Origin of the sequence: Pseudomonas sp. NY15437, assembly GCF_048068435.1 — a bacterium.
Classification (GTDB): domain Bacteria; phylum Pseudomonadota; class Gammaproteobacteria; order Pseudomonadales; family Pseudomonadaceae; genus Pseudomonas; species Pseudomonas nitroreducens_B.
The window spans coordinates 552,565-572,125 of the sequence record NZ_JBLUQC010000002.1 but is presented as its reverse complement, the minus strand read 5'-3'; the positions used below and the strand labels follow the sequence as shown (position 1 = coordinate 572,125).

17 protein-coding genes are annotated in these 19,561 nt (G+C 67.0%); 10 read left to right on the top strand and 7 right to left on the bottom strand.

Going from position 1 to position 19,561, the window contains the following annotated elements:
* Complete coding sequence (locus ACNFIA_RS06730; RefSeq protein WP_416783554.1) at positions 1-816, top strand: YfaP family protein; 816 nt, start codon at positions 1-3, stop codon at positions 814-816.
* A 536-nt stretch (positions 817-1,352) separates the two neighbouring features.
* Here the strand turns inward: ACNFIA_RS06730 and ACNFIA_RS06725 are convergent.
* The 5 genes from ACNFIA_RS06725 to gatC are packed head-to-tail and all read right to left on the bottom strand — an operon-like array spanning position 1,353 to position 5,409.
* Entirely contained in the window at positions 1,353-1,742 is a 390-nt protein-coding gene (locus ACNFIA_RS06725) for a carboxymuconolactone decarboxylase family protein (protein ID WP_259759350.1), read from the bottom strand.
* A 10-nt stretch (positions 1,743-1,752) separates the two neighbouring features.
* Positions 1,753-2,136, bottom strand: coding sequence for a septal ring lytic transglycosylase RlpA family protein (locus ACNFIA_RS06720; protein WP_416783553.1), 384 nt, complete (start codon positions 2,134-2,136; stop codon positions 1,753-1,755).
* Positions 2,137-2,190: 54 nt separating this feature from the next.
* The gene (gatB, locus tag ACNFIA_RS06715) at positions 2,191-3,636 is read right to left on the bottom strand and encodes an Asp-tRNA(Asn)/Glu-tRNA(Gln) amidotransferase subunit GatB (RefSeq protein WP_416783551.1); all 1,446 of its coding nucleotides are present in this window, start codon (positions 3,634-3,636) and stop codon (positions 2,191-2,193) included.
* 11 nt (positions 3,637-3,647) lie between these two features.
* Positions 3,648-5,102 (bottom strand): Asp-tRNA(Asn)/Glu-tRNA(Gln) amidotransferase subunit GatA, encoded by a 1,455-nt coding sequence (gene gatA, locus ACNFIA_RS06710; protein WP_416783549.1) that lies wholly within the window; start codon positions 5,100-5,102, stop codon positions 3,648-3,650.
* Between the two features lie 19 nt (positions 5,103-5,121).
* Positions 5,122-5,409 carry an Asp-tRNA(Asn)/Glu-tRNA(Gln) amidotransferase subunit GatC gene (gene gatC, locus ACNFIA_RS06705; RefSeq protein ID WP_416783548.1) on the bottom strand — a complete coding sequence of 96 codons (288 nt, stop codon included), beginning with the start codon at positions 5,407-5,409 and terminating at the stop codon, positions 5,122-5,124.
* A 239-nt stretch (positions 5,410-5,648) separates the two neighbouring features.
* Between gatC and mreB the strand changes: the two genes are divergently transcribed.
* The 8 genes from mreB to tldD all read left to right on the top strand — a co-directional run bounded on the left by mreB (position 5,649) and on the right by tldD (position 16,817).
* On the top strand, positions 5,649-6,686 hold the full coding sequence (gene mreB / locus ACNFIA_RS06700; RefSeq protein ID WP_017518164.1) for a rod shape-determining protein MreB: 1,038 nt from the start codon (positions 5,649-5,651) through the stop codon (positions 6,684-6,686).
* Between the two features lie 92 nt (positions 6,687-6,778).
* Positions 6,779-7,840, top strand: a complete 1,062-nt coding sequence (mreC, locus tag ACNFIA_RS06695; protein WP_416783743.1) for a rod shape-determining protein MreC — start codon at positions 6,779-6,781, stop codon at positions 7,838-7,840.
* Positions 7,840-8,328 carry a rod shape-determining protein MreD gene (gene mreD, locus ACNFIA_RS06690; protein WP_416783547.1) on the top strand — a complete coding sequence of 163 codons (489 nt, stop codon included), beginning with the start codon at positions 7,840-7,842 and terminating at the stop codon, positions 8,326-8,328. The genes mreC and mreD overlap by 1 nt, the downstream gene beginning before the upstream one ends.
* Before the next feature lie 61 nt (positions 8,329-8,389).
* A complete protein-coding gene (locus ACNFIA_RS06685) occupies positions 8,390-8,974 on the top strand; it encodes a Maf family protein (protein WP_259759357.1) in 585 nt (194 codons plus the stop codon).
* Positions 8,975-9,021: 47 nt separating this feature from the next.
* A complete protein-coding gene (gene rng / locus ACNFIA_RS06680; RefSeq protein WP_259759358.1) occupies positions 9,022-10,479 on the top strand; it encodes a ribonuclease G in 1,458 nt (485 codons plus the stop codon).
* 158 nt (positions 10,480-10,637) lie between these two features.
* The gene (locus ACNFIA_RS06675; protein WP_416783545.1) at positions 10,638-14,456 is read left to right on the top strand and encodes a YhdP family protein; all 3,819 of its coding nucleotides are present in this window, start codon (positions 10,638-10,640) and stop codon (positions 14,454-14,456) included.
* 67 nt (positions 14,457-14,523) lie between these two features.
* Positions 14,524-15,372, top strand: coding sequence for a carbon-nitrogen hydrolase family protein (locus ACNFIA_RS06670; protein ID WP_416783544.1), 849 nt, complete (start codon positions 14,524-14,526; stop codon positions 15,370-15,372).
* Between the two features lie 2 nt (positions 15,373-15,374).
* Positions 15,375-16,817: a metalloprotease TldD gene (gene tldD / locus ACNFIA_RS06665; RefSeq protein ID WP_259759361.1), complete on the top strand. Its 1,443-nt coding sequence runs from the start codon at positions 15,375-15,377 to the stop codon at positions 16,815-16,817.
* A gap of 40 nt (positions 16,818-16,857) precedes the next feature.
* On the opposite strand, the gene yjgA is transcribed toward tldD, so the two are convergent.
* Positions 16,858-17,382, bottom strand: a complete 525-nt coding sequence (gene yjgA / locus ACNFIA_RS06660) for a ribosome biogenesis factor YjgA (protein ID WP_259759362.1) — start codon at positions 17,380-17,382, stop codon at positions 16,858-16,860.
* Positions 17,383-17,498: 116 nt separating this feature from the next.
* Between yjgA and pmbA the strand changes: the two genes are divergently transcribed.
* Complete coding sequence (pmbA, locus tag ACNFIA_RS06655) at positions 17,499-18,848, top strand: metalloprotease PmbA (RefSeq protein ID WP_416783542.1); 1,350 nt, start codon at positions 17,499-17,501, stop codon at positions 18,846-18,848.
* A 409-nt stretch (positions 18,849-19,257) separates the two neighbouring features.
* Here the strand turns inward: pmbA and ACNFIA_RS06650 are convergent, their stop codons facing one another.
* The gene (locus ACNFIA_RS06650) at positions 19,258-19,530 is read right to left on the bottom strand and encodes an HPr family phosphocarrier protein (protein ID WP_259759364.1); all 273 of its coding nucleotides are present in this window, start codon (positions 19,528-19,530) and stop codon (positions 19,258-19,260) included.
* Positions 19,531-19,561: the final 31 nt, after the last annotated feature.

Sequence of the window (19,561 nt, the reverse complement as noted above, 5' to 3'; positions counted from 1 at the left end):
ATGACACTCGCCCACGCGCTCCGCCTGACCCTGCTTGCCGGCCTGATCCCGCTGGCCGCGCAGGCCGCCGAATCGCCGATCCGCCTGGACACCCCGTTGGGCGGTTGGCGCGCGGGCGATGGCGACAAGGCCGACTTCCGCCAGACGGTGAACTACCCGGCGTCCTCGGTGAACGCCCGGGCGGACCAGGCCGATACCGCGCGCATCCGCGGCGAGATCCGCGCGCAGCCCAAGGACAGCAAGGAACCGGCGCGCCTGGTGGTCAACGGCGTGGCGATGCCGATGCGGGTCGAAAGCGACGGTACGTTCGACCGTCCGTTCGCCTTCCCGGCGGGCTCCAACAGTGTCGAGGTCATCAGCCCGGACGGCCAGCAGCACAAGCGCGTGCAGTTCTATCACGGCGGCGGTGGCGGTGAGGTGGCGGCCAAGCTGCGGGTCATGCTGTCCTGGGATTCGGACAACACCGACCTCGACCTGCACCTGGTGACGCCGGATGGTGGCCACGTCTGGTACGGCAACCGCTCGCTGCCCAACGGAGCGGCCCAGGACGTCGACGTGACCACCGGCTACGGCCCGGAAATCATCGCCAGCCCGACGCCGCTCAAGGGGCAGTACCTGGTCTACGTGAATTACTACGGCGGCGGCTGGAGCGAGGACGACAGCTCCGGCGACGTCAACGCGGCCAAGCCGCTGACCACGGCGCAGGTGACCATCGTCACGGAGGAGGGCACGGTGAACGAGAAGCAGGAGTCCTTCCTCATCCCGATGCGCCAGCCGAGCGAGCTGACGCTGGTCAAGCGGTTCAGTTATCCGTAACGGCTAGGCCGTCGGCCCTGCCGACGGATCGCGGGCGTGGCCCGCTCCTACATGCCGAGTTTGTAGGGCGAATAACGCGTCAGCGTTATCCGCCGCCGTGGAGCTGCATGGTGCTTCGGGTGAGGTCTTTTGGCGCCGCTTCGGCGTGCGCGCGGACTCTGTGTTTCGCCCCCTCGGGCGACCTACTTTGGCAAACGACCCAAAGTAGGCAAAGGTCTTGCCCCTCCATCCGGTTTTTCGCCTAGGCGAAAAATACCCTCGTTGAAGCGGAGTTTCAGGGGCACGCTGCGAAGGGCCGTCCCTGGCCCATCGCAGCTCTCGCGACATCCATGTCGCTCAACCCCTGAAACTCCGCTTCCACTCGGCCTCCTGAAAGGGGCATTTCGGCGCGTGAGGGTAATTCACTGGAAGTCTTCAAGAGCCAGAGCCCAATACGCTTTTCGTAGGAGCGAGCTTGCTCGCGAACCGCTGCGCTGCGCACTCCCTTGTAGGAGCGGGCCACGCCCGCGAACAGCGCCAACAGGCGCTGTCGGATCTCAAGCCTTCTGATCCGCCTGCCACGCCTCGATCACTTCCTGCGCTGCGCGGAAAGCATCGATGGCTGCCGGGACGCCGGCATAGACCGCGCAATGCAGGAGCGCTTCACGAATCTCTTCCACCGTGCAGCCGTTGTTCAACGCGCCGCGCACGTGGCCCTTGAGTTCCTGCGGGCACTTGAGCGCGGTCAGCGCGGCCAGGGTGATGAGGCTGCGGGTCTTGCGCGGCAGGCCGTCACGGTTCCACACGCCGCCCCAGGCGTGTTCGTTGACGAAGTCCTGCAGCGGCTGGGTGAACTCGGTGGCATTGCCCAGGGCGCGATCCACGAAGGCGTCGCCCATCACTTCACGGCGTACCTGTTCGCCGGCCTTGCGGTTGTCGTTGTTCATGGTGGCTCCTTCAGAGTCCTTCCAGGCGTACCGGCGCGGTGCCGGAGCGCAGCATGTTGAGTTGTTCGGCGGCTGCCTTGGACAGATCGATGATCCGCCCGCGGCCGAATGGCCCGCGGTCGTTGATGCGCACCACGACGCTGCGGCCGTTGTCGAGGTTGGTTACCCGCACCCGCGTGCCGAAGGCCAGCGTGCGATGGGCGGCGGTGAGGGCGTTCTGATTGAAGCGCTCGCCGCTGGCGGTGCGTTTGCCATGGTGCGCCTTGCCGTAATAGGACGCGGTGCCTTCGGCGCGGTAGCCGCGGCCGGAGACTTCCGTTTCGCTGTCGTAAGACGGGGTGCTACAGCCGGCCAGCAGGGCCAGGCAGCCGACGAGGGCCAGGGGGCGCAGCATCGAACCTCCAGATGTGAAAACGCCGGGCAAGCCCGGCGTCGGTGAAGTATGGGCTCAGGCTTCGAGCTTCTTCTTCAGCAGTTCGTTCACTTGTGCCGGGTTGGCCTTGCCCTTGGCGGCCTTCATGGCCTGGCCGACGAAGAAGCCGAACATCTTGCCGCGCTTGGCTTCGTCGCTGGCACGGTACTGTTCGACCTGCTCGGCGTTGGCCGCCAGCACCTCGTCCAGCAGCTTCTCGACGGCACCCGAGTCGGTGTTCTGCACCAGGTCCTTGGCCTTGATGATCTCGTCCGGCGAGCCTTCGCCCTCGGCCATGGCGGCGAACACGGTCTTGGCCGCCTTGCCGTTGATGGTGCCGTCCTTCAGGCGCAGGATCATCTGACCAAGGTGCTCGGCGGATACCGGCGACTGCTCGATCTCCAGGCCGTCCTTGTTGAGCAGGCTGGACAGCTCGCCCATCACCCAGTTGGCCGCCAGCTTGGCGTCGCCGCAGATGGTCTGGACCTGCTCGAAGTAGTCAGCCATTTCGCGGCTGGCGGACAGCACGCTGGCGTCGTAGGCGGACAGGCCGTACTGGCTCTCGAAACGCTCGCGCTTCTGGTCCGGCAGTTCCGGCAGGTTGGCGCGCAGGTCGTCGAGGAAGGCGCGCTCGATCACCACCGGCAGCAGGTCCGGGCAGGGGAAGTAACGGTAGTCGTTGGCTTCTTCCTTGCTGCGCATGGAGCGCGTTTCGTCCTTGTTCGGGTCGTACAGGCGGGTTTCCTGCACGACCTTGCCGCCATCCTCGATCAGCTCGATCTGGCGCTGCACTTCGTGGTTGATCGCCTTCTCGATGAAGCGGAAGGAGTTCACGTTCTTGATCTCGGCGCGAGTGCCGAACTCGGCCTGGCCCTTGGGCCGGACCGAGACGTTGCAGTCGCAGCGCAGCGAGCCTTCGGCCATGTTGCCGTCGCAGATGCCCAGGTAGCGCACCAGCGCGTGGATCGCCTTGACGTAGGCCACGGCTTCCTTGGCGCTGCGGATGTCCGGCTCGGAGACGATCTCCAGCAGCGGAGTACCGGCGCGGTTCAGGTCGATGCCGCTCATGCCGTGGAAGTCTTCGTGCAGGCTCTTGCCGGCGTCCTCTTCCAGGTGCGCGCGGGTGATGCCGACGCGCTTGACGGTGCCGTCTTCCAGGGTGATGTCCAGGTGCCCCTTGCCGACGATGGGGTGGTCCATCTGGCTGGTCTGGTAGCCCTTGGGCAGGTCCGGGTAGAAGTAGTTCTTCCGGGCGAAGACGTTGCGCTCGGCGATTTCGGCGTTGATCGCCAGGCCGAACTGGCAGGCCATGCGTACGGCCTCCTGGTTCAGCACCGGCAGGGTGCCGGGCATGGCCAGGTCGATCAGGCTGGCCTGGGTGTTCGGGGCGGCGCCGAAGGTGGTGGCGCTACCGGAGAAGATCTTCGATTGGGTGGAGAGCTGTGCGTGGATTTCCAGCCCGATCACGGTTTCCCATTGCATCTATATCGTCCTCAGAATCCAGCCGGTGCTTGTTTGTGCCAGTCGCTGACCAGTTGGTACTGGTGCGCGACGTTGAGCAGGCGGCCTTCCTGGAAGTACGGCGCGAGCAGCTGGACACCCACCGGCAGGCCGTCGACGAAGCCGGCGGGCATGGACAGCCCCGGGATGCCGGCGAGGTTGGCGGTGATGGTGTAGATGTCTTCCAGGTACTGGGCGACCGGGTCGTTGTTCTTCTCGCCCAGTTTCCAGGCCGGATTGGGCGTGGTCGGGCCGAGGATCACGTCGACTTCGGCGAAGGCGCTGGTGAAATCGTTCTTGATCAGGCGACGAATTTTCTGAGCCTTCAGGTAATACGCGTCGTAGTAACCGGCGGAAAGCGCGTAGGTACCGACCATGATGCGGTTCTTCACTTCCGCGCCGAAGCCTTCGGCGCGGGAGCGCTTGTACAGGTCCTGCAGGTCCTTCGGGTCTTCGCAACGGTAGCCGTAGCGCACGCCGTCGAAGCGCGACAGGTTGGAGCTGGCTTCTGCGGGCGCGATCACATAATAAGCAGGGATCGCGTGCTGCATGTTCGGCAGGGAGATGTCCTTGACCACCGCGCCGAGCTGCTTGAGCTGCTCGACCACCTTCATCACCGCGTCGGCGATGCGGCCGTCCAGGCCCGCGCCGAAGTACTCCTTCGGCAGGCCGATGCGCAGGCCGGTCAGCGGCTTGGCCAGGGCGGCCAGGTAGTCGTCCACCGGCTGGTCGACGCAGGTGGAATCCTTCGGGTCGAAGCCAGCCATGGCGCCGAGCATCAGCGCGCAGTCCTCGGCGGTGCGGGCCAGCGGGCCGCCCTGGTCGAGGCTGGAGGCGTAGGCGATCATGCCCCAGCGGGACACGCGGCCGTAGGTGGGCTTGATGCCGGTGAGGTTGGTCAGCGCGGCCGGCTGGCGGATCGAGCCGCCGGTGTCGGTGCCGGTGGCGGCCGGAATCAGGCGCGCCGCGACGGCGGCGGCGGAGCCACCGGAAGAGCCGCCCGGTACGCGGGAGGTATCCCAGGGGTTCTTCACCGGGCCGTAGTGGCTGGATTCGTTGGCCGAGCCCATGGCGAACTCGTCCATGTTCAGCTTGCCCAGGCTCACGGTGCCGGCATCGGCCAGGCGCTCGACGACGGTGGCGTCGTAGGGCGAGACGAAGGCGTCGAGGATCTTCGAACCACAGCTGGTGCGCACACCCTGGGTGCAGAACAGGTCCTTGTGGGCGATCGGTGCGCCGAGCAGGGCGCCGGTCTCGCCCTTGGCGCGCCGCTCGTCGGCGGCCTTGGCCTGGGCCAGGGCGCTTTCCTCGGTGACGGTGATGAAGCTGTTCAGCTGCGGGTCGAGCTGCTGGATGCGCGCGAGCAGGGCAGTGGCCAGTTCCTGGGCGGAGAATTGCTTGTCGGCGAGCCCGCGGGCGACTTCGGCGAGGGTCAATTGATGCAGCATATGTCCGTGTCCTTAGCGCTTACTCGATGACTTTCGGGACGAGGTAGAGGCCGTCTTCCACGGCCGGCGCGATGGCCTGGTAGGTATCGCGGCGGTTCTCCTCGGTGACCTCGTCGGCGCGCAGGCGCTGCGTGGCTTCCAGCGGGTGAGCCAGGGGCTCGACGCCGTCGGTGTCGACCGCCTGCATGGCGTTGATCAGGCCGAGGATGTTGTTGAGGGTGTCGGTGGTGCGCGAAATGTCGGCTTCCGCCAGGCCCAGGCGGGCGAGGTGGGCGATCTTTTCCACGTCGGAGCGTTCAAGCGCCATCGGGGTCTCCAGCTAGAGCGGCCCGGTTCGAACTGGACCTGGCCGGAAGGAAGTGGTGGGGCGGGGAACAGAACCCGCGGCAGGTGGTCGAAGGCCGCTGGGACGGGCCGGGCAGGCCCGAAAAACGAGGAATCTAGCATAAATTGGCGCCTTGCCCAAAATGCCCGTGATTGTTAGAGTTTGCCGCACTTTTTTACCCGCGCATTTTCACCCACGCGCCATCTATGGGTTTCTTTCCAATGTTCAAAAAACTGCGTGGCATGTTCTCCAGTGATCTGTCGATCGACCTGGGCACGGCCAATACCCTTATTTATGTGCGCGAGCGCGGCATCGTCCTGAACGAACCGTCCGTGGTCGCCATTCGTAGCCACGGCAGCCAGAAGAGCGTGGTCGCGGTCGGTACCGAAGCCAAACGCATGCTCGGCCGTACCCCGGGCAACATCGCCGCCATTCGTCCGATGAAGGACGGCGTGATCGCCGACTTCAGCGTCTGCGAAAAGATGCTGCAGTACTTCATCAACAAGGTGCACGAGAACAGCTTCCTGCAGCCCAGCCCCCGCGTGCTGATCTGCGTGCCGTGCAAGTCCACCCAGGTGGAACGCCGCGCCATCCGTGAATCGGCCCTGGGCGCTGGCGCCCGCGAGGTGTACCTGATCGAAGAACCGATGGCCGCCGCCATCGGTGCCGGCCTGCCGGTGGAAGAGGCCCGTGGTTCCATGGTCGTCGATATCGGCGGCGGTACCACCGAGATCGCGCTGATCTCCCTCAACGGCGTGGTCTATGCCGAATCCGTCCGCGTCGGCGGCGATCGCTTCGACGAAGCCATCGTCACCTACGTGCGCCGCAACTACGGCAGCCTGATCGGCGAATCCACCGCCGAGCGCATCAAGCAGGAAATCGGCACTGCCTTCCCGGGCGGCGAAGTCCGCGAAGTCGACGTCCGTGGCCGCAACCTGGCCGAAGGCGTACCGCGCAGCTTCACCCTGAACTCCAACGAAGTGCTCGAAGCGCTGCAGGAGTCCCTGGCGACCATCGTCCAGGCCGTCAAGAGCGCCCTGGAGCAGTCCCCGCCGGAGCTGGCTTCCGACATCGCCGAGCGCGGCCTGGTGCTGACCGGTGGTGGCGCCCTGCTGCGCGACCTGGACAAGCTGCTGGCGCAGGAAACCGGCCTGCCGGTGATCGTCGCCGAAGACCCGCTGACCTGTGTCGCCCGTGGCGGCGGCAAGGCGCTGGAAATGATGGACCGTCATTCGATGGACCTGCTTTCCACCGAATAAGGTGGGGAGTCCTGTAGAGGTCGGTTGACGTTTCGCCCTGGCGGGTGAAACTTCAACCGACTTTGCACAGCTAGGAGCCGGTCATCAAACCGATATTCTCCAAAGGGCCCTCGCTGGGCGCGCGCCTGCTGGTGCTCGCCGTCCTGTCGGTCGCCTTGATGGTGGTCGATGCCCGCTTTGATTACCTCAAACCGGTACGCAGCCAGTTGGGCCTCGTGCTGAGTCCCTTCTATGGCATCGCCGATTTCCCCGTTCGTGCGTGGGAAGGCGTGCGTGACCAGTTCACCAGCCGCAGCGAACTGCTGGCCGAGAACGAGCGCCTGAAGGCCGAGCAGCTGCTGATGCAGCGCCGCCTGCAGAAGCTGGCCACCCTCACCGAACAGAACGTGCGCCTGCGCGAACTGCTCAATTCCTCCGCCCTGGTCGACGACAAGGTGCTGGTGGGCGAGCTGATCGGCGTCGATCCGAACCCGTTCACCCAGCGCATCCTGATCGACAAGGGCGAGAAGGACGGCGTGTTCCAGGGCCAGCCGGTGCTCGACGCCAGCGGGCTGATGGGGCAGGTGGTCGAGGTCATGCCCTACACCGCGCGCGTGCTGCTGCTGACCGATACGACCCACAGCATTCCGGTGCAGGTGAACCGCAATGGCCTGCGCGCCATCGCCGTGGGCACCGGCAACCCGGAACGCCTGGAGCTGCGCTACGTCGCCGACACCGCCGACATCAAGGAAGGCGACCTGCTGGTCAGCTCCGGCCTCGGCCAGCGCTTCCCCGCCGGCTATCCGGTGGCGGTGGTGAAGGAAGTGCTGCACGACACCGGCGGGCCATTCGCCACCATCCGTGCCGTGCCGACGGCGAAGATGAACCGCAGCCGCTACGTGCTGCTGGTCTTCACCGATAGCCGCACCCCCGAACAGCGCGCCACCGACGCCGCCGAGGCCCAGGCCGAGGCCGATCGCAAGGCCGCCGAATCCGGCGCGCCTGCACAGCCCGCACCGGGCGCTCCGGCCGCCCAGCCGCATGACGCGGCGCAGCCCGCAGCGCCCGCCGCACCGGCGCCCCAGCCTGCGCACCCGGCTGGCGCCAGTGGCGCCGCTCCGACCGCGCCCGCCGCGGCACCGGCCACGCCTGCCGCGCCCAGGGCTCGTCACTGATGGCCAGCCAGGGTTCCAACAACGGCTGGGCCGTCTGGCTGACCTTGCTGCTGGCGTTGTTGCTGTCGGTCGCGCCGATGCCCAGTTTCATGGAGATCGGCCGGCCGCTGTGGCTGGCGATGTTCCTTACCTACTGGGTGCTCTACCTGCCGCACAAGGTCGGCATGCTCAGCGCCTGGGTGCTGGGCGTCGCCGAAGACGTGCTCTACGGCAGCCTGCTGGGGCAGAACGCCCTGATCCTCAGCCTGATCATCTGCCTGGTGCTCTCGCTGCACCAGCGCCTGCGCATGTTCCCCATCTGGCAGCAATGCCTGGTGCTGCTGGTGGTGTTCGGTCTCGCCCAACTGGTCCAGCTGTGGATCAGCGCCCTGACCGGCAACCGTCCGCCGACCCTGGTCTTCCTGTTGCCGGCATTGGTCAGCGCCCTGCTCTGGCCCTGGGTCTACACACTGCTGCGGACCCTGCGGCTGCGCCTGAACATCAACTGATAGTCCCCCTCGCGGGGGAATCGCCGGGCCCGCGTTGCGCGGGCTCGCTTCGGAGTCCCTGATGGCCCAGTTGTACCTCGCCTCCAGCTCGCCGCGCCGCCGCGAACTGCTCACCCAGATCGGCCTGCCGTTCCACATCGTGCCCGCCTCCATTGACGAGACGCCCGAAGCCGGCGAGACCGCGCACGCCTATGTCGAACGCCTGGCGCGCAGCAAGGCGCAGGCGGGGCTGAACTTCCTTGCCCAGCGCGCGGACGTCTGCGTGCTCGGTGCCGACACCGCCGTGGTGCTGGATGGCCGCATCCTCGGCAAGCCGGTGGACCGCGACGATGCGCTGGCCATGCTGCAGGCGCTGTCCGGCCGCGAGCACGAGGTGCTGACGGCGGTGGCGGTGGCCGACCGTGATCGCTGCGAGGCGCGCGTGGTCAGCAGCCGGGTCACCTTCCGCGCGGTGTCCGCCGAGGAAGCCGAACGCTACTGGGAAACCGGCGAGCCGCAGGACAAGGCCGGTGGCTATGCTATCCAGGGGCTTGCGGCGGTGTTCGTCAGCCGCGTCGAGGGCAGCTACAGCGCGGTCGTTGGCCTGCCCCTGTGCGAAACCTCGGCATTGCTGGCTGACTTCTCCATCCCCAGCTGGCAGTCTTGATCGGAAAGTAGCGCTGGCACGACTCCGGGCGCGATAAGGAAGGGCGCATGAGCGAAGAGATCCTGATCAATATCACGCCGATGGAATCGCGCGTGGCGGTGGTGGAGAACGGCGTCCTGCAGGAGGTCCATGTCGAGCGCACGCTGCGCCGCGGGATCGTCGGCAATATCTACAAGGGCAAGGTCGTGCGCGTGCTGCCGGGCATGCAGGCGGCCTTCGTCGACGTCGGCCTGGAGCGCGCCGCCTTCATTCATGCGGCGGAAATCTCCACCCGTGAGGGCAGCGCGGTGGAGAGCATCGGCGCGCTGGTCCACGAAGGGCAGAGCCTGGTGGTGCAGGTCACCAAGGACCCCATTGGCACCAAGGGCGCGCGCCTGACCACGCACCTGTCGATTCCCTCGCGCTACCTGGTCTACATGCCGCGCACCAGCCATGTCGGCATTTCCCTGAAGATCGAGGATGAGCACGAGCGCGAGCGCCTCAAGCAGGTGGTCGCCAAATGCGTCGAGGCCGAGGGTATCGTCGAGCAGGGCGGGTTCATCCTGCGCACCGCCGCCGAGGGCGCCGGGGAGGACGAGATCCTCGCCGACATCCGCTACCTGCGCCGCCTCTGGGACCAGATCGATGCGCAGATCAAGACTGTTGGCGCGCCGACGATGATCTACGAAGACCTCTCCCTGGCCCTGCGCACCCTGCGCGACCTGGTGAACCCGCGCATCGAGAAGATCCGCGTCGATTCCCGGGAGAACTTCCAGAAGATCACGCAGTTCGTCGAAGAGCTCATGCCGGAAATCGCCGATCGCCTGGAGCACTATCCCGGCGAGCGGCCGATCTTCGACCTCTACGGCGTCGAGGACGAGGTGCAGAAGGCGCTGGAGCGCAAGGTGCTGCTCAAGTCCGGCGGCTACCTGATCATCGACCCGACCGAGGCGATGACCACCATCGACGTGAATACCGGCGCCTTCGTCGGCCACCGCAACCTCGAAGAAACCATCTTCAAGACCAACCTCGAGGCGGCCACCGCCATTGCCCGCCAGCTGCGCCTGCGCAACCTGGGCGGCATCATCATCATCGACTTCATCGACATGGAAGACGAGGAGCACCGCCGCCAGGTCCTGCGGACCCTGGAGAAGCAGCTCGAACGCGACCATGCCAAGACCAACATCATCGGCATCACCGAGCTGGGCCTGGTGCAGATGACCCGCAAGCGCACCCGCGAAAGCCTGGTGCAGGTGCTCTGCGAGCCCTGCCCGAGCTGCCAGGGGCGCGGCATGCTGAAGACGCCGGAAACCATCTGCTACGAAATCTTCCGCGAGATCCTCCGCGAGGCGCGGGCCTACCAGGCCGATTCCTACCTGGTGCTGGCCAACCAGAAGGTGGTGGATCGCCTGCTCGACGAGGAGTCGGGCAACGTGGCGGATCTCGAGCTGTTCATCGGCCGCCCGATCAAGTTCCAGGTGGAGGCGATGTATTCCCAGGAGCAGTACGACGTGGTCCTGCTTTGAGTGGCGGATCGCACAATGCGGGCATCCGGCAGGAGGCCGCTGTGAAATGGGGTTTTGGGGAGCTTTGCCTGACGCACACTGTCAGACCTGATTCGACCGTGCATGGCTGGGAGGCCACTCGATGATCCTTCGCTTCGCCCCGCGGCCGGACGCCTGACATGGAACGCGCCGGCCGCCTGTTCGCCACCTCCCTGCGTATCGTCCTCGCCCTCCTGGCGCTGGGACTGGTGCTGCTCGCGTTGTACGTCAGCCTCGGCCGACAACTGGTGCCGCTGGTGGCGGAGTACCGCGACGACCTGGCGCGCAAGGCCAGCGAACAACTGGGCCTGCCGGTCGCCATCGGCGCGCTGGAGGGCCACTGGCATGCCTTCAGCCCGATCATCGTGGTGCGCGACATCCAACTGGGCGAGGGCAACGACTCGCTGCGCCTGGAGCGGGTGCGCCTGATCCCGGACATCCTCGGCAGCGTGATGGCACGCCAGCCGCGCATCGACAGCCTGGAGCTGGAAGGCCTGCACCTCACCCTGCGCGAAGACGAGGACGGCCAGTGGCACGCCGACGGCCTGCCCAGCCGGGGCGGCGACACCGACCCGCGCAAGCTCATCGACCTGCTGCTGACCCCGCGCCGCCTGTCGCTGATGGACAGCCAACTGACCGTGCTGCCGCAACAGGCCAACCCGCTATCGCTGAACTACGTCGGCATGACCCTGCGCAGCGGCAGCCGCCAGCGCCTGGAAGCGCGCCTGAGCCTGCCCGGCGGCGAGCCAGTGGCCGCGCGCCTGGAAACCCGTCTGAACCGCGACGACTGGACGAAAAGTTCGGCCGAGCTCTACCTCAGTCTGCCGCAGGCCGACTGGGCCAAATGGCTGCCCGCGCGCCTCACCGGGGCCTGGACGCTGGCCCAGGCCAAGGCCGGCGGGGAACTCTGGGCGACCATCGACCAGGGCGTGCCGGTCTCCGCCGTGGCGCGGCTGAACGCCCCGAAGATCGAAGCCGCGCTGGGCGAGCGCAAACCGGTCAGCTTCAGCGACCTCGGCGTGAGCCTGTTCTTCCAGCGCCAGGGGGATGATCTTGACGTGCGTGTCGCCGATCTGGCGGCGAACTTCGGCGAAACCCGCTGGGGTGAGGTGGAACTGGAGCTGACGCGCCGGCTCAAGGGCGAGGAACACTGGCAACTGCGCGGCGACCGTCTCGACCTGACCCCGCTGGGCCCGGCCATCACCGCCCTGGCGCCGCTGCCGGACAAGGCCATCGAATGGCTCGACGGCCTCAAGCCCCACGGCGTGCTGCACAACGTCAACCTCGACTACTGGCCGCAGCGCGAGGGGGCCGAGCGTGTCACCTATGCCGCCAACCTGGAGAAGGTCGGCGTCAATGCCTTCCATGACGTGCCCGCCGTGGCCAACGTCGACGGCACCTTCAGCGGCAACCTGGGCGGCGGTACGCTGGACGCCAACGCCCAGGACTTCATGCTGCACCTGGCGACGCTGTTCCCCGAGCCGTGGCGTTACCGCAGCGCCCACGCCCGGCTGTTCTTCCAGCTCAATGACGAAGCCTTCACCCTCGGCAGCCACCTGATGAAAGTGGAGGGCGAGGAGGGCACCCTCGCCGGCGACATGCTCATCCGCCTGATGCGCGACCCGGCGCTCGAGGACTACATGGACCTGCGCGTCGGCATGAGCAATGGCGACGCCCGCTACACCGGCAAGTACCTGCCCACCGTCATCCCGCAGATGAGCAAGGACCTCGCCGCCTGGCTCAAGGGCTCGATCAAGAGCGGGCGCATCGAGCAGGGCTACTTCCTCTGGCAGGGTTCGCTGCAGAAGCACTCCGCGCCCGAGGCCCACGCCATGACCCTGTATTTCAAGGTCCACGACGGCGTCCTCGACTACCAGCCGGGTTGGCCCGGCCTGAGCAAGGCCGAGGGCGAGGTGCGCGTCGAGGACACCGGCGTCAGCATCCACGCCAGCAGCGGGCGCATCCTCAACAGCCAGGTGCGCGATGTCTCGGTGGAGATTCCCCATACCAATCCCGGCGAAGTCGCCCACCTGCACGTCAACGGTGATATCGACAGCAACCTCGTCGATGGCCTGAAGATCCTCCAGGACTCGCCGATCGGCGCGACCCACACCTTCGCCGGCTGGGAAGGCTCGGGCAACCTCAACGGCCACCTCAACCTCGATATTCCGCTGGCCAAGGGCGAGGCGAGCAAGGCGCGGGTGATCGTCGATTTCGACACCGACAAGGCGCAGCTGAAGATCGCCAAGCCGGAACTGAACCTGGAACAGGTGAAGGGCAAGTTCCGCTACGACACCGACAGCGGCCTGAGCGGGCAGAACATTGCCGCCCAGGTGCTGGGCAGCCGCGTCACCGGCAGCATCCGCGCCGAAGGCCGCAATGGCGTACCGCGCACGCGGGTGCTGGTGGGTGGGCAGGTCCCGGTGAAGGCCCTGCTCGACTGGGGCAAGGTGCAGAAGCAAGTGCCGGTGGATGGCCGTGTGCCGTTCCAGCTCAACCTGTTGCTCGACGGCAAGGACAGCCAGTTGCAGGTCGCTTCCAATCTGCAGGGTGTCACCATCGATCTGCCAGCGCCGCTGGGCAAGGCCGCGCAGGAAACCCGTGACAGCGAGTGGCGCATGACCCTGGATGGCGCCGAGCGCCGCTACTGGGCGACCTACGGCGACCGCGCCAGCCTGGCCTACGCCGCTCCGGCGGACCAGCCGCTGGCCGGACGAGGCGTGCTGCGCCTGGGCGGCGACCCGGCGGTACTGCCCAACTGGAACGGCGTGCAGGTGCGCGGCAAGATCGATGAGGTCGACGCCGACGCCTGGCAGGCCGTGGCCAAGAAGTACTCCAATAGCGGTGTCGAGGGCGCGGCAGGGCTGCTGCGTGGCGCGGACCTGCAGATCGCTCGTTTCAAGGGCTTCGGCCAGACCCTGGAAAACCTCTCGCTGGATCTCGCCCGCGTCGACAGCAGCTGGCAGCTCGGGTTGGTGAGCGCGCTGGTCTCCGGCAAGATCACCCTGCCCGACAGCAAGGTGAAGCCGATCCAGATCGCCCTGGACCGCATCGACCTGCCCAAGGGCGAGGCCATCGATTCCGAGAAGGCAGTGGAACAACCGGACCCGCTGGCGAAGATCGACCCGCGCAGCCTGCCGCCGATGGATGTGTCCATCCGCCAGGTGCTCAAGGCCGGAAAGCCGGTCGGCGCCTGGAGCTTCAATGTGCGTCCGACACCTACCGGCGTGGGCTTCAACGACGTCAATCTGGACCTGCGCGGCCTGTCGGTGAAGGGCAACCTGCGCTGGGACGGCATGGACGCCAGCGCACGCAGCACCTTCCAGGGCCAGCTCGAAGGCAAGAACCTGGGCGACGTGCTCAAGGCCTGGGACTTTGCGCCCAGCGTGACCAGCGAGCGCTTCCGCGTGGACATCAACGGCAACTGGCCGGGCTCGCCGGCGGCGCTGAACCTGCGCCGCTTCGGCGGCACCTTGGATGCCAGCCTGCGCAAGGGCCAGTTCGTCGAAGTGGAAGGCGGCGCCAACGCCCTGCGGGTGTTCGGCCTGCTCAACTTCAACGCCATCAACCGCCGCCTGCGCCTGGACTTCTCCGACCTGCTGGGCAAGGGCCTGAGCTACGACCGGGTCAAAGGCGTGCTCACCGCCACCGACGGTGTCTACTTCACCCGCGAGCCGCTGCGCCTGGACGGCCCGTCGAGCAACCTGGAGCTCAACGGCACCCTCGATCTGGCCCACGACGAGATCGACGCCAAGCTGCTGGTGACCCTGCCGGTGACCAACAACCTGCCGTTGGCGGCGCTGATCGTCGGGGCGCCGGCCATTGGCGGCGCGCTGTTCGTGGTGGACAAGCTGCTGGGCGACCGGGTGGCGCGTTTCGCCAGCGTCCAGTACAGCGTGAAAGGCCCGTGGCAGAGCCCGACCATCGCCTTCGAGAAGCCTTTCGAAAAGCCTCATTGAGCCGCTCAATCGAGCACAAAGCCTGGGCTTCGGTTAGCATGAAACCCAGACACCGACGGAGCTTCGCATGTCCCTTGCCGTCATCCAGATGGTCAGCCAGGACGACGTCCTGGCCAATCTCGCCGCCGCCCGTCGCCTGCTCGAGCAGGCCGCCGAGGGTGGTGCGCGCCTCGCCGTGCTGCCGGAGAACTTCGCCGCCATGGGCCGCCGCGACCTGGCGGACATCGGTCGCGCCGAAGCCCTGGGCAGCGGTCCGATCCTGCCCTGGTTGAAAAGCGCCGCCCGCGACCTCAGGTTGTGGATAGTCGCCGGCACCCTGCCGTTGCCGCCGGCGGGCCAGCCGGACGCCAAGGCCAACGCCTGTTCGCTGCTGGTGGACGAACGGGGCGAGGTGGCGGCGCGCTATGACAAGCTGCACCTGTTCGACGTGGACGTTGCCGACGCCCGTGGCCGCTATCGCGAGTCGGACGACTACGCCTTCGGCCAGCGTGTGGTGGTGGCCGACACCCCGGTCGGACGCCTCGGGCTGACGGTCTGCTACGACCTGCGCTTCCCCGAGCTCTACACCGCGCTGCGCGAAGCCGGCGCGGAACTGATCAGCGCCCCCTCGGCCTTTACCGCCGTGACCGGCGCGGCGCACTGGGAGATCCTCGTCCGCGCCCGCGCCATCGAGACCCAGTGCTACCTGCTGGCGGCCGGGCAGGGCGGCACCCACCCCAAAGGACGGGAAACCTGGGGGCAGTCGGCCATCGTCGACCCCTGGGGGCGTATCCTTGCCGAACAGGCCAAGGGCGAAGCCGTGCTGCTGGCCGAGCGCGACAGCGAGGAACAGGCGGCGGTCCGGCAGCGCATGCCGATTGCCCGGCACAGACGATTTTTCCCGCCGGTCGAACCTCGACCGGCGCGTACGGAGTGAATATGAGCGAACTGTTGTCATCCGTCAGCCAGCACCTGCTGGCCCCCGGTGGGCTGGACATCGACCAGCTGTCGCCGATCCTGCACGAGCTGAGCGGCCCCGGCATCGACGCCGCCGACCTGTACTTCCAGAGCCAGGTCTCCGAGTCCTGGATGCTGGAGGACGGCATCGTCAAGGAAGGCAGCTTCCACATGGACCAGGGCGTTGGCGTGCGCGCGCAGTCGGGTGAGAAGACCGGCTTCGCCTACAGCAACGCGATCAACCATGAGGCGCTGATCCAGGCCGCCCGCGCTGCCCGTTCGATCTCCCGTGCGGGGCAGAACGGCAAGGTGCAGGCCTTCAATGCCGTGGTGCCGGCCCGTCTGTATTCCGGCGAGAACCCGCTGGACGTGCTCAGCCGCGCCGAGAAGGTGGAGCTGCTGCAGAAGATCGATGCCGCCACCCGCGCCCTCGACCCGCGCATCCAGCAGGTCACCGTCAGCCTCGCCGGCGTCTGGGACCAGGTGCTGATCGCCGCCGCGGACGGTTCGCTGGCCGCCGACATCCGCCCGCTGGTGCGCTTCAACGTCAGCGTCATCGTCGAACAGAACGGCCGCCGCGAGCGTGGTGGCCACGGTGGCGGCGGGCGTACCGACTACCAGTACTTCCTCCAGGAAGACCGCGCCATGAGCTACGCCCGCGAGGCGCTGCGCCAGGCGCTGGTCAACCTCGAGGCGGTGCCCGCGCCGGCCGGCAGCCTGCCAGTGGTGATGGGCGCCGGCTGGTCCGGCGTGCTGCTGCACGAAGCCGTCGGCCATGGCCTGGAAGGCGACTTCAACCGCAAGGGCAGCTCCAACTACAGCGGCCGTATTGGCGAGAAGGTGGCTTCCAGCCTGTGCACCATCGTCGATGACGGCACCATTGCCGGCCGTCGCGGTTCGCTGTCGGTGGACGACGAAGGCACGCCGACGAACTGCAACGTGCTGATCGAGAACGGCATCCTCAAGGGCTACATGCAGGACAAGCTCAACGCCCGACTGATGGGCGTGGCGCGCACCGGCAACGGCCGGCGCGAGTCCTACGCGCATCTGCCGATGCCGCGCATGACCAACACCTACATGCTGGCCGGGCAGAGCGATCCGCAGGAAATCATCGCCAGTGTCGAGCGCGGCATCTACTGCGCGAACCTCGGCGGCGGGCAGGTGGACATCACCAGCGGCAAGTTCGTCTTCGCCACCAGCGAGGCCTACCTGATCGAGAACGGCAAGATCACCCGCCCGGTGAAGGGCGCGACCTTGATCGGCAACGGCCCGGAAGTGATGAGCCGGGTGTCCATGGTCGGCAACGACCTGGCGCTGGACAGCGGCGTGGGCACCTGCGGCAAGGACGGCCAGTCCGTGCCGGTGGGTGTGGGTCAGCCGACCCTGAAGATCGACGCCATTACCGTCGGCGGCACGGGCGCCTGAGGTCGTTGCCGGTGAGGCTGGACGGGCAGGACGCGGCCGCTCAACGCAGGCCGCGTTTGATCTCGTCCAGCTCGCGGATGTACTTGAAGATCTTCCGCGCCGCGGCCGGAGGCTTGTTGTGAGCGGCCTCGTGCTGGGCGTGGCGGATCAGTTGGAGCAGGTGCTGGCGGTCGCTTTCGGGGTATTCGCCGAAGAAGGCCGACAGCGCCGCGTCACCACCGGTGATCAGGTGGTCGCGCCAGCGCTCCAGGGCGTGGAAGCGTTCGTTGTACTGACGGGTCGAGGTGTCGACCTGTTCCAGCAGGGCGAGGATGGCCTCGACGTCCTGGTCGCGCATCAGCTTGCCGATGAACTGCCGATGGCGCTTCTTGGCAGCGTTGGCCTTGTGCTTGGGAGCTTCTTCCAGCGCGCGGCGCAGCGGATCGGTCAGCGGCATGCGGTCGAGCATGTCGGCCTTGAGCGTGGTCAGGCGCTCGCCGAGTTCCTGCAGCGCGTGCATTTCGCGTTTTACTTGCGACTTGCTCTTCTCTTCGAAGGACGAGTCGTCATCGTGAATTTCAGCCATGGCGGGGGTCTCGTAGAAAACGCCGCCATGATAACGAGTCAGGGGCCGCTTGTCCGGCCCGCGCCGGTCGCCGCCGCCTGATGGCGGGGCCGGACCATGAACAGGAGAGGCATGCAATGAGCGAACACAACCCGGCAGTGAGCCCGGAGGTCCTTCCCGAACTGCGCGAGCAGGTCGAGCGGATCATCGCCGAGGCGTCCCGGCAGGGCGCCAGCGCCTGCGAAGTGGCGGTGTCGGTGGAGCAGGGACTGTCGACCTCGGTGCGCCAGGGTGAAGTCGAGACCGTCGAGTTCAACCGCGACCAGGGCTTTGGCATCACCCTCTACCTCGGCCAGCGCAAGGGCTCGGCGAGCACCTCGGCGACCGGTGCCGACGCCATCCGCGAGACCGTGGCGGCAGCCCTGGCCATCGCCAGGCATGCCTCCGAGGATGATTGCGCCGGCCTGGCCGACCCCGCGCTGATGGCCCGCGACCTGCCGGACCTGGACCTGTACCACGGCTGGTCGATCACCCCCGACCAGGCCATCGAGCGGGCCCTGGCCTGCGAGGCTGCCGCGTTCGCCGCCGACAAGCGCGTCACCAAGGCCGACGGCACCACGCTCAATACCCACCAGGGCTGCCGCGTCTACGGCAACAGCCATGGCTTCGTCGGCGGCTACGCCAGCACCCGCCACAGCCTGAGCTGCGTGATGATCGCCGAAGGCGAAGGGCAGATGCAGCGCGATTACTGGTACGACGTGAACCGTCGCGGAGAGCTGCTGGCTACTCCCGAATCCATCGGTCGCCGCGCCGCCGAGCGTGCCGCCAGCCGTCTGGGCGCACGCCCGGTGCCGACTGCCGAAGTGCCGGTGCTGTTCGCTCCGGAGGTCGCTGTCGGCCTGTTCGGCCACTTCCTCGGCGCCATTTCCGGCGGCAGCCTGTACCGCAAGTCCTCCTTCCTGGAGGGGGCGCTGGGCCAGCAGCTGTTCCCCGACTGGCTGACCCTGGACGAGCGCCCGCTGCTGCGCGGCGCACTGGGCAGCGCCTCGTTCGACAACGACGGCCTGGCGACCTATGCCAAGCCGTTCGTCGAGGGCGGCGAGCTGGTGTCCTACGTGCTCGGCACCTACTCCGGGCGCAAGCTCGGTATGCCCAGCACGGCCAACTCCGGCGGTGTACACAACCTGTTCGTCAGCCATGGCGACGAGGACCAGGCCGCCCTGATCCGCCGCATGGGTCGCGGCCTGCTGGTGACCGAGCTGATGGGGCAGGGCGTTAACCTGGTGACGGGGGATTACTCCCGCGGCGCGGGCGGCTACTGGGTGGAGAACGGTGAGATCCAGTTCCCGGTGCAGGAAGTGACCATCGCTGCCAACCTGCGTGACCTGTTCCGTAACATCGTCGCCATCGGCAACGACGTGGAATACCGCGGCAACCTGCACACCGGCTCCGTGCTCATCGAAAAGATGATGGTCGCCGGCAACTGATCCTGCCCGCCGCGGCCAGTCTGGTCGCGGCTTCCCGTTTTTCTCGTTCCACGTCTTCGAGCCAGCGTGCTGCTGGCGAGGGCGATCATCGCGGCGCTCCAGGCCGGGAATCGCCGAGGACCAGGCAGGAATGATCGGACAACTGCTGGTCCTGCTGGGGGAGCCCGCGACACCGGCTGACCGCTGAAACACCTGTAGGAGCGCGCCATGCGCGCGATCGCGGGCATGGCCCGCTCCTACAAGGGAATGCCGTTCCTGCGGCTCGCTCTTACAGAGAGCCATAAAAAGCCCGCCGATTGGCGTCTTCCGGATAGCAACGTGCGACCACGCGGCTCTGACCGTGCAGGGCTGTTATTCGGGGTTGTCGGATAAGAGGGCTGGGTACGACGCTGGGCTGAAGCCCGGCGCGTCACTCGCCTTCGTCGAAGTAGTTGTTGATCAGTTCGACCAGCGCCTGGAGCGCTTCGTCTTCCTGTTCGCCTTCGGCAAAGAGGTGCAGATTGGTGCCCTTGCCGGCCGCCAGCATCATCACGGCCATGATGCTCTTGCCGTCCACGGTGCTTTCGGGGCTGCGCCCCACGCGGACCTGGCAGGGGAAACGTCCCGCAACGCCGACGAATTTGGCCGCCGCACGGGCGTGCAGACCAAGCTTGTTGATGATGGTGACTTCGAGGGCGGGCATCGCGAGGGGCTGTCCTTTTGTTGTCTGTCGC

Bases quoted from the DNA above. Each gene is read 5' to 3' on its own strand.
- ACNFIA_RS06685 (WP_259759357.1), top strand. From the start codon at position 8,390: ATGGCCCAGTTGTACCTCGCCTCCAGCTCGCCGCGCCGCCGCGAACTG.
- mreD (WP_416783547.1), top strand. From the start codon at position 7,840: ATGGCCAGCCAGGGTTCCAACAACGGCTGGGCCGTCTGGCTGACCTTG.
- mreB (WP_017518164.1), top strand. From the start codon at position 5,649: ATGTTCAAAAAACTGCGTGGCATGTTCTCCAGTGATCTGTCGATCGAC.
- ACNFIA_RS06730 (WP_416783554.1), top strand. From the start codon at position 1: ATGACACTCGCCCACGCGCTCCGCCTGACCCTGCTTGCCGGCCTGATC.
- ACNFIA_RS06675 (WP_416783545.1), top strand. From the start codon at position 10,638: ATGGAACGCGCCGGCCGCCTGTTCGCCACCTCCCTGCGTATCGTCCTC.
- ACNFIA_RS06725 (WP_259759350.1), bottom strand. From the start codon at position 1,742: ATGAACAACGACAACCGCAAGGCCGGCGAACAGGTACGCCGTGAAGTG.
- ACNFIA_RS06720 (WP_416783553.1), bottom strand. From the start codon at position 2,136: ATGCTGCGCCCCCTGGCCCTCGTCGGCTGCCTGGCCCTGCTGGCCGGC.
- gatA (WP_416783549.1), bottom strand. From the start codon at position 5,102: ATGCTGCATCAATTGACCCTCGCCGAAGTCGCCCGCGGGCTCGCCGAC.
- rng (WP_259759358.1), top strand. From the start codon at position 9,022: ATGAGCGAAGAGATCCTGATCAATATCACGCCGATGGAATCGCGCGTG.
- tldD (WP_259759361.1), top strand. From the start codon at position 15,375: ATGAGCGAACTGTTGTCATCCGTCAGCCAGCACCTGCTGGCCCCCGGT.
- gatB (WP_416783551.1), bottom strand. From the start codon at position 3,636: ATGCAATGGGAAACCGTGATCGGGCTGGAAATCCACGCACAGCTCTCC.
- ACNFIA_RS06650 (WP_259759364.1), bottom strand. From the start codon at position 19,530: ATGCCCGCCCTCGAAGTCACCATCATCAACAAGCTTGGTCTGCACGCC.
- gatC (WP_416783548.1), bottom strand. From the start codon at position 5,409: ATGGCGCTTGAACGCTCCGACGTGGAAAAGATCGCCCACCTCGCCCGC.
- pmbA (WP_416783542.1), top strand. From the start codon at position 17,499: ATGAGCGAACACAACCCGGCAGTGAGCCCGGAGGTCCTTCCCGAACTG.
- yjgA (WP_259759362.1), bottom strand. From the start codon at position 17,382: ATGGCTGAAATTCACGATGACGACTCGTCCTTCGAAGAGAAGAGCAAG.
- ACNFIA_RS06670 (WP_416783544.1), top strand. From the start codon at position 14,524: ATGTCCCTTGCCGTCATCCAGATGGTCAGCCAGGACGACGTCCTGGCC.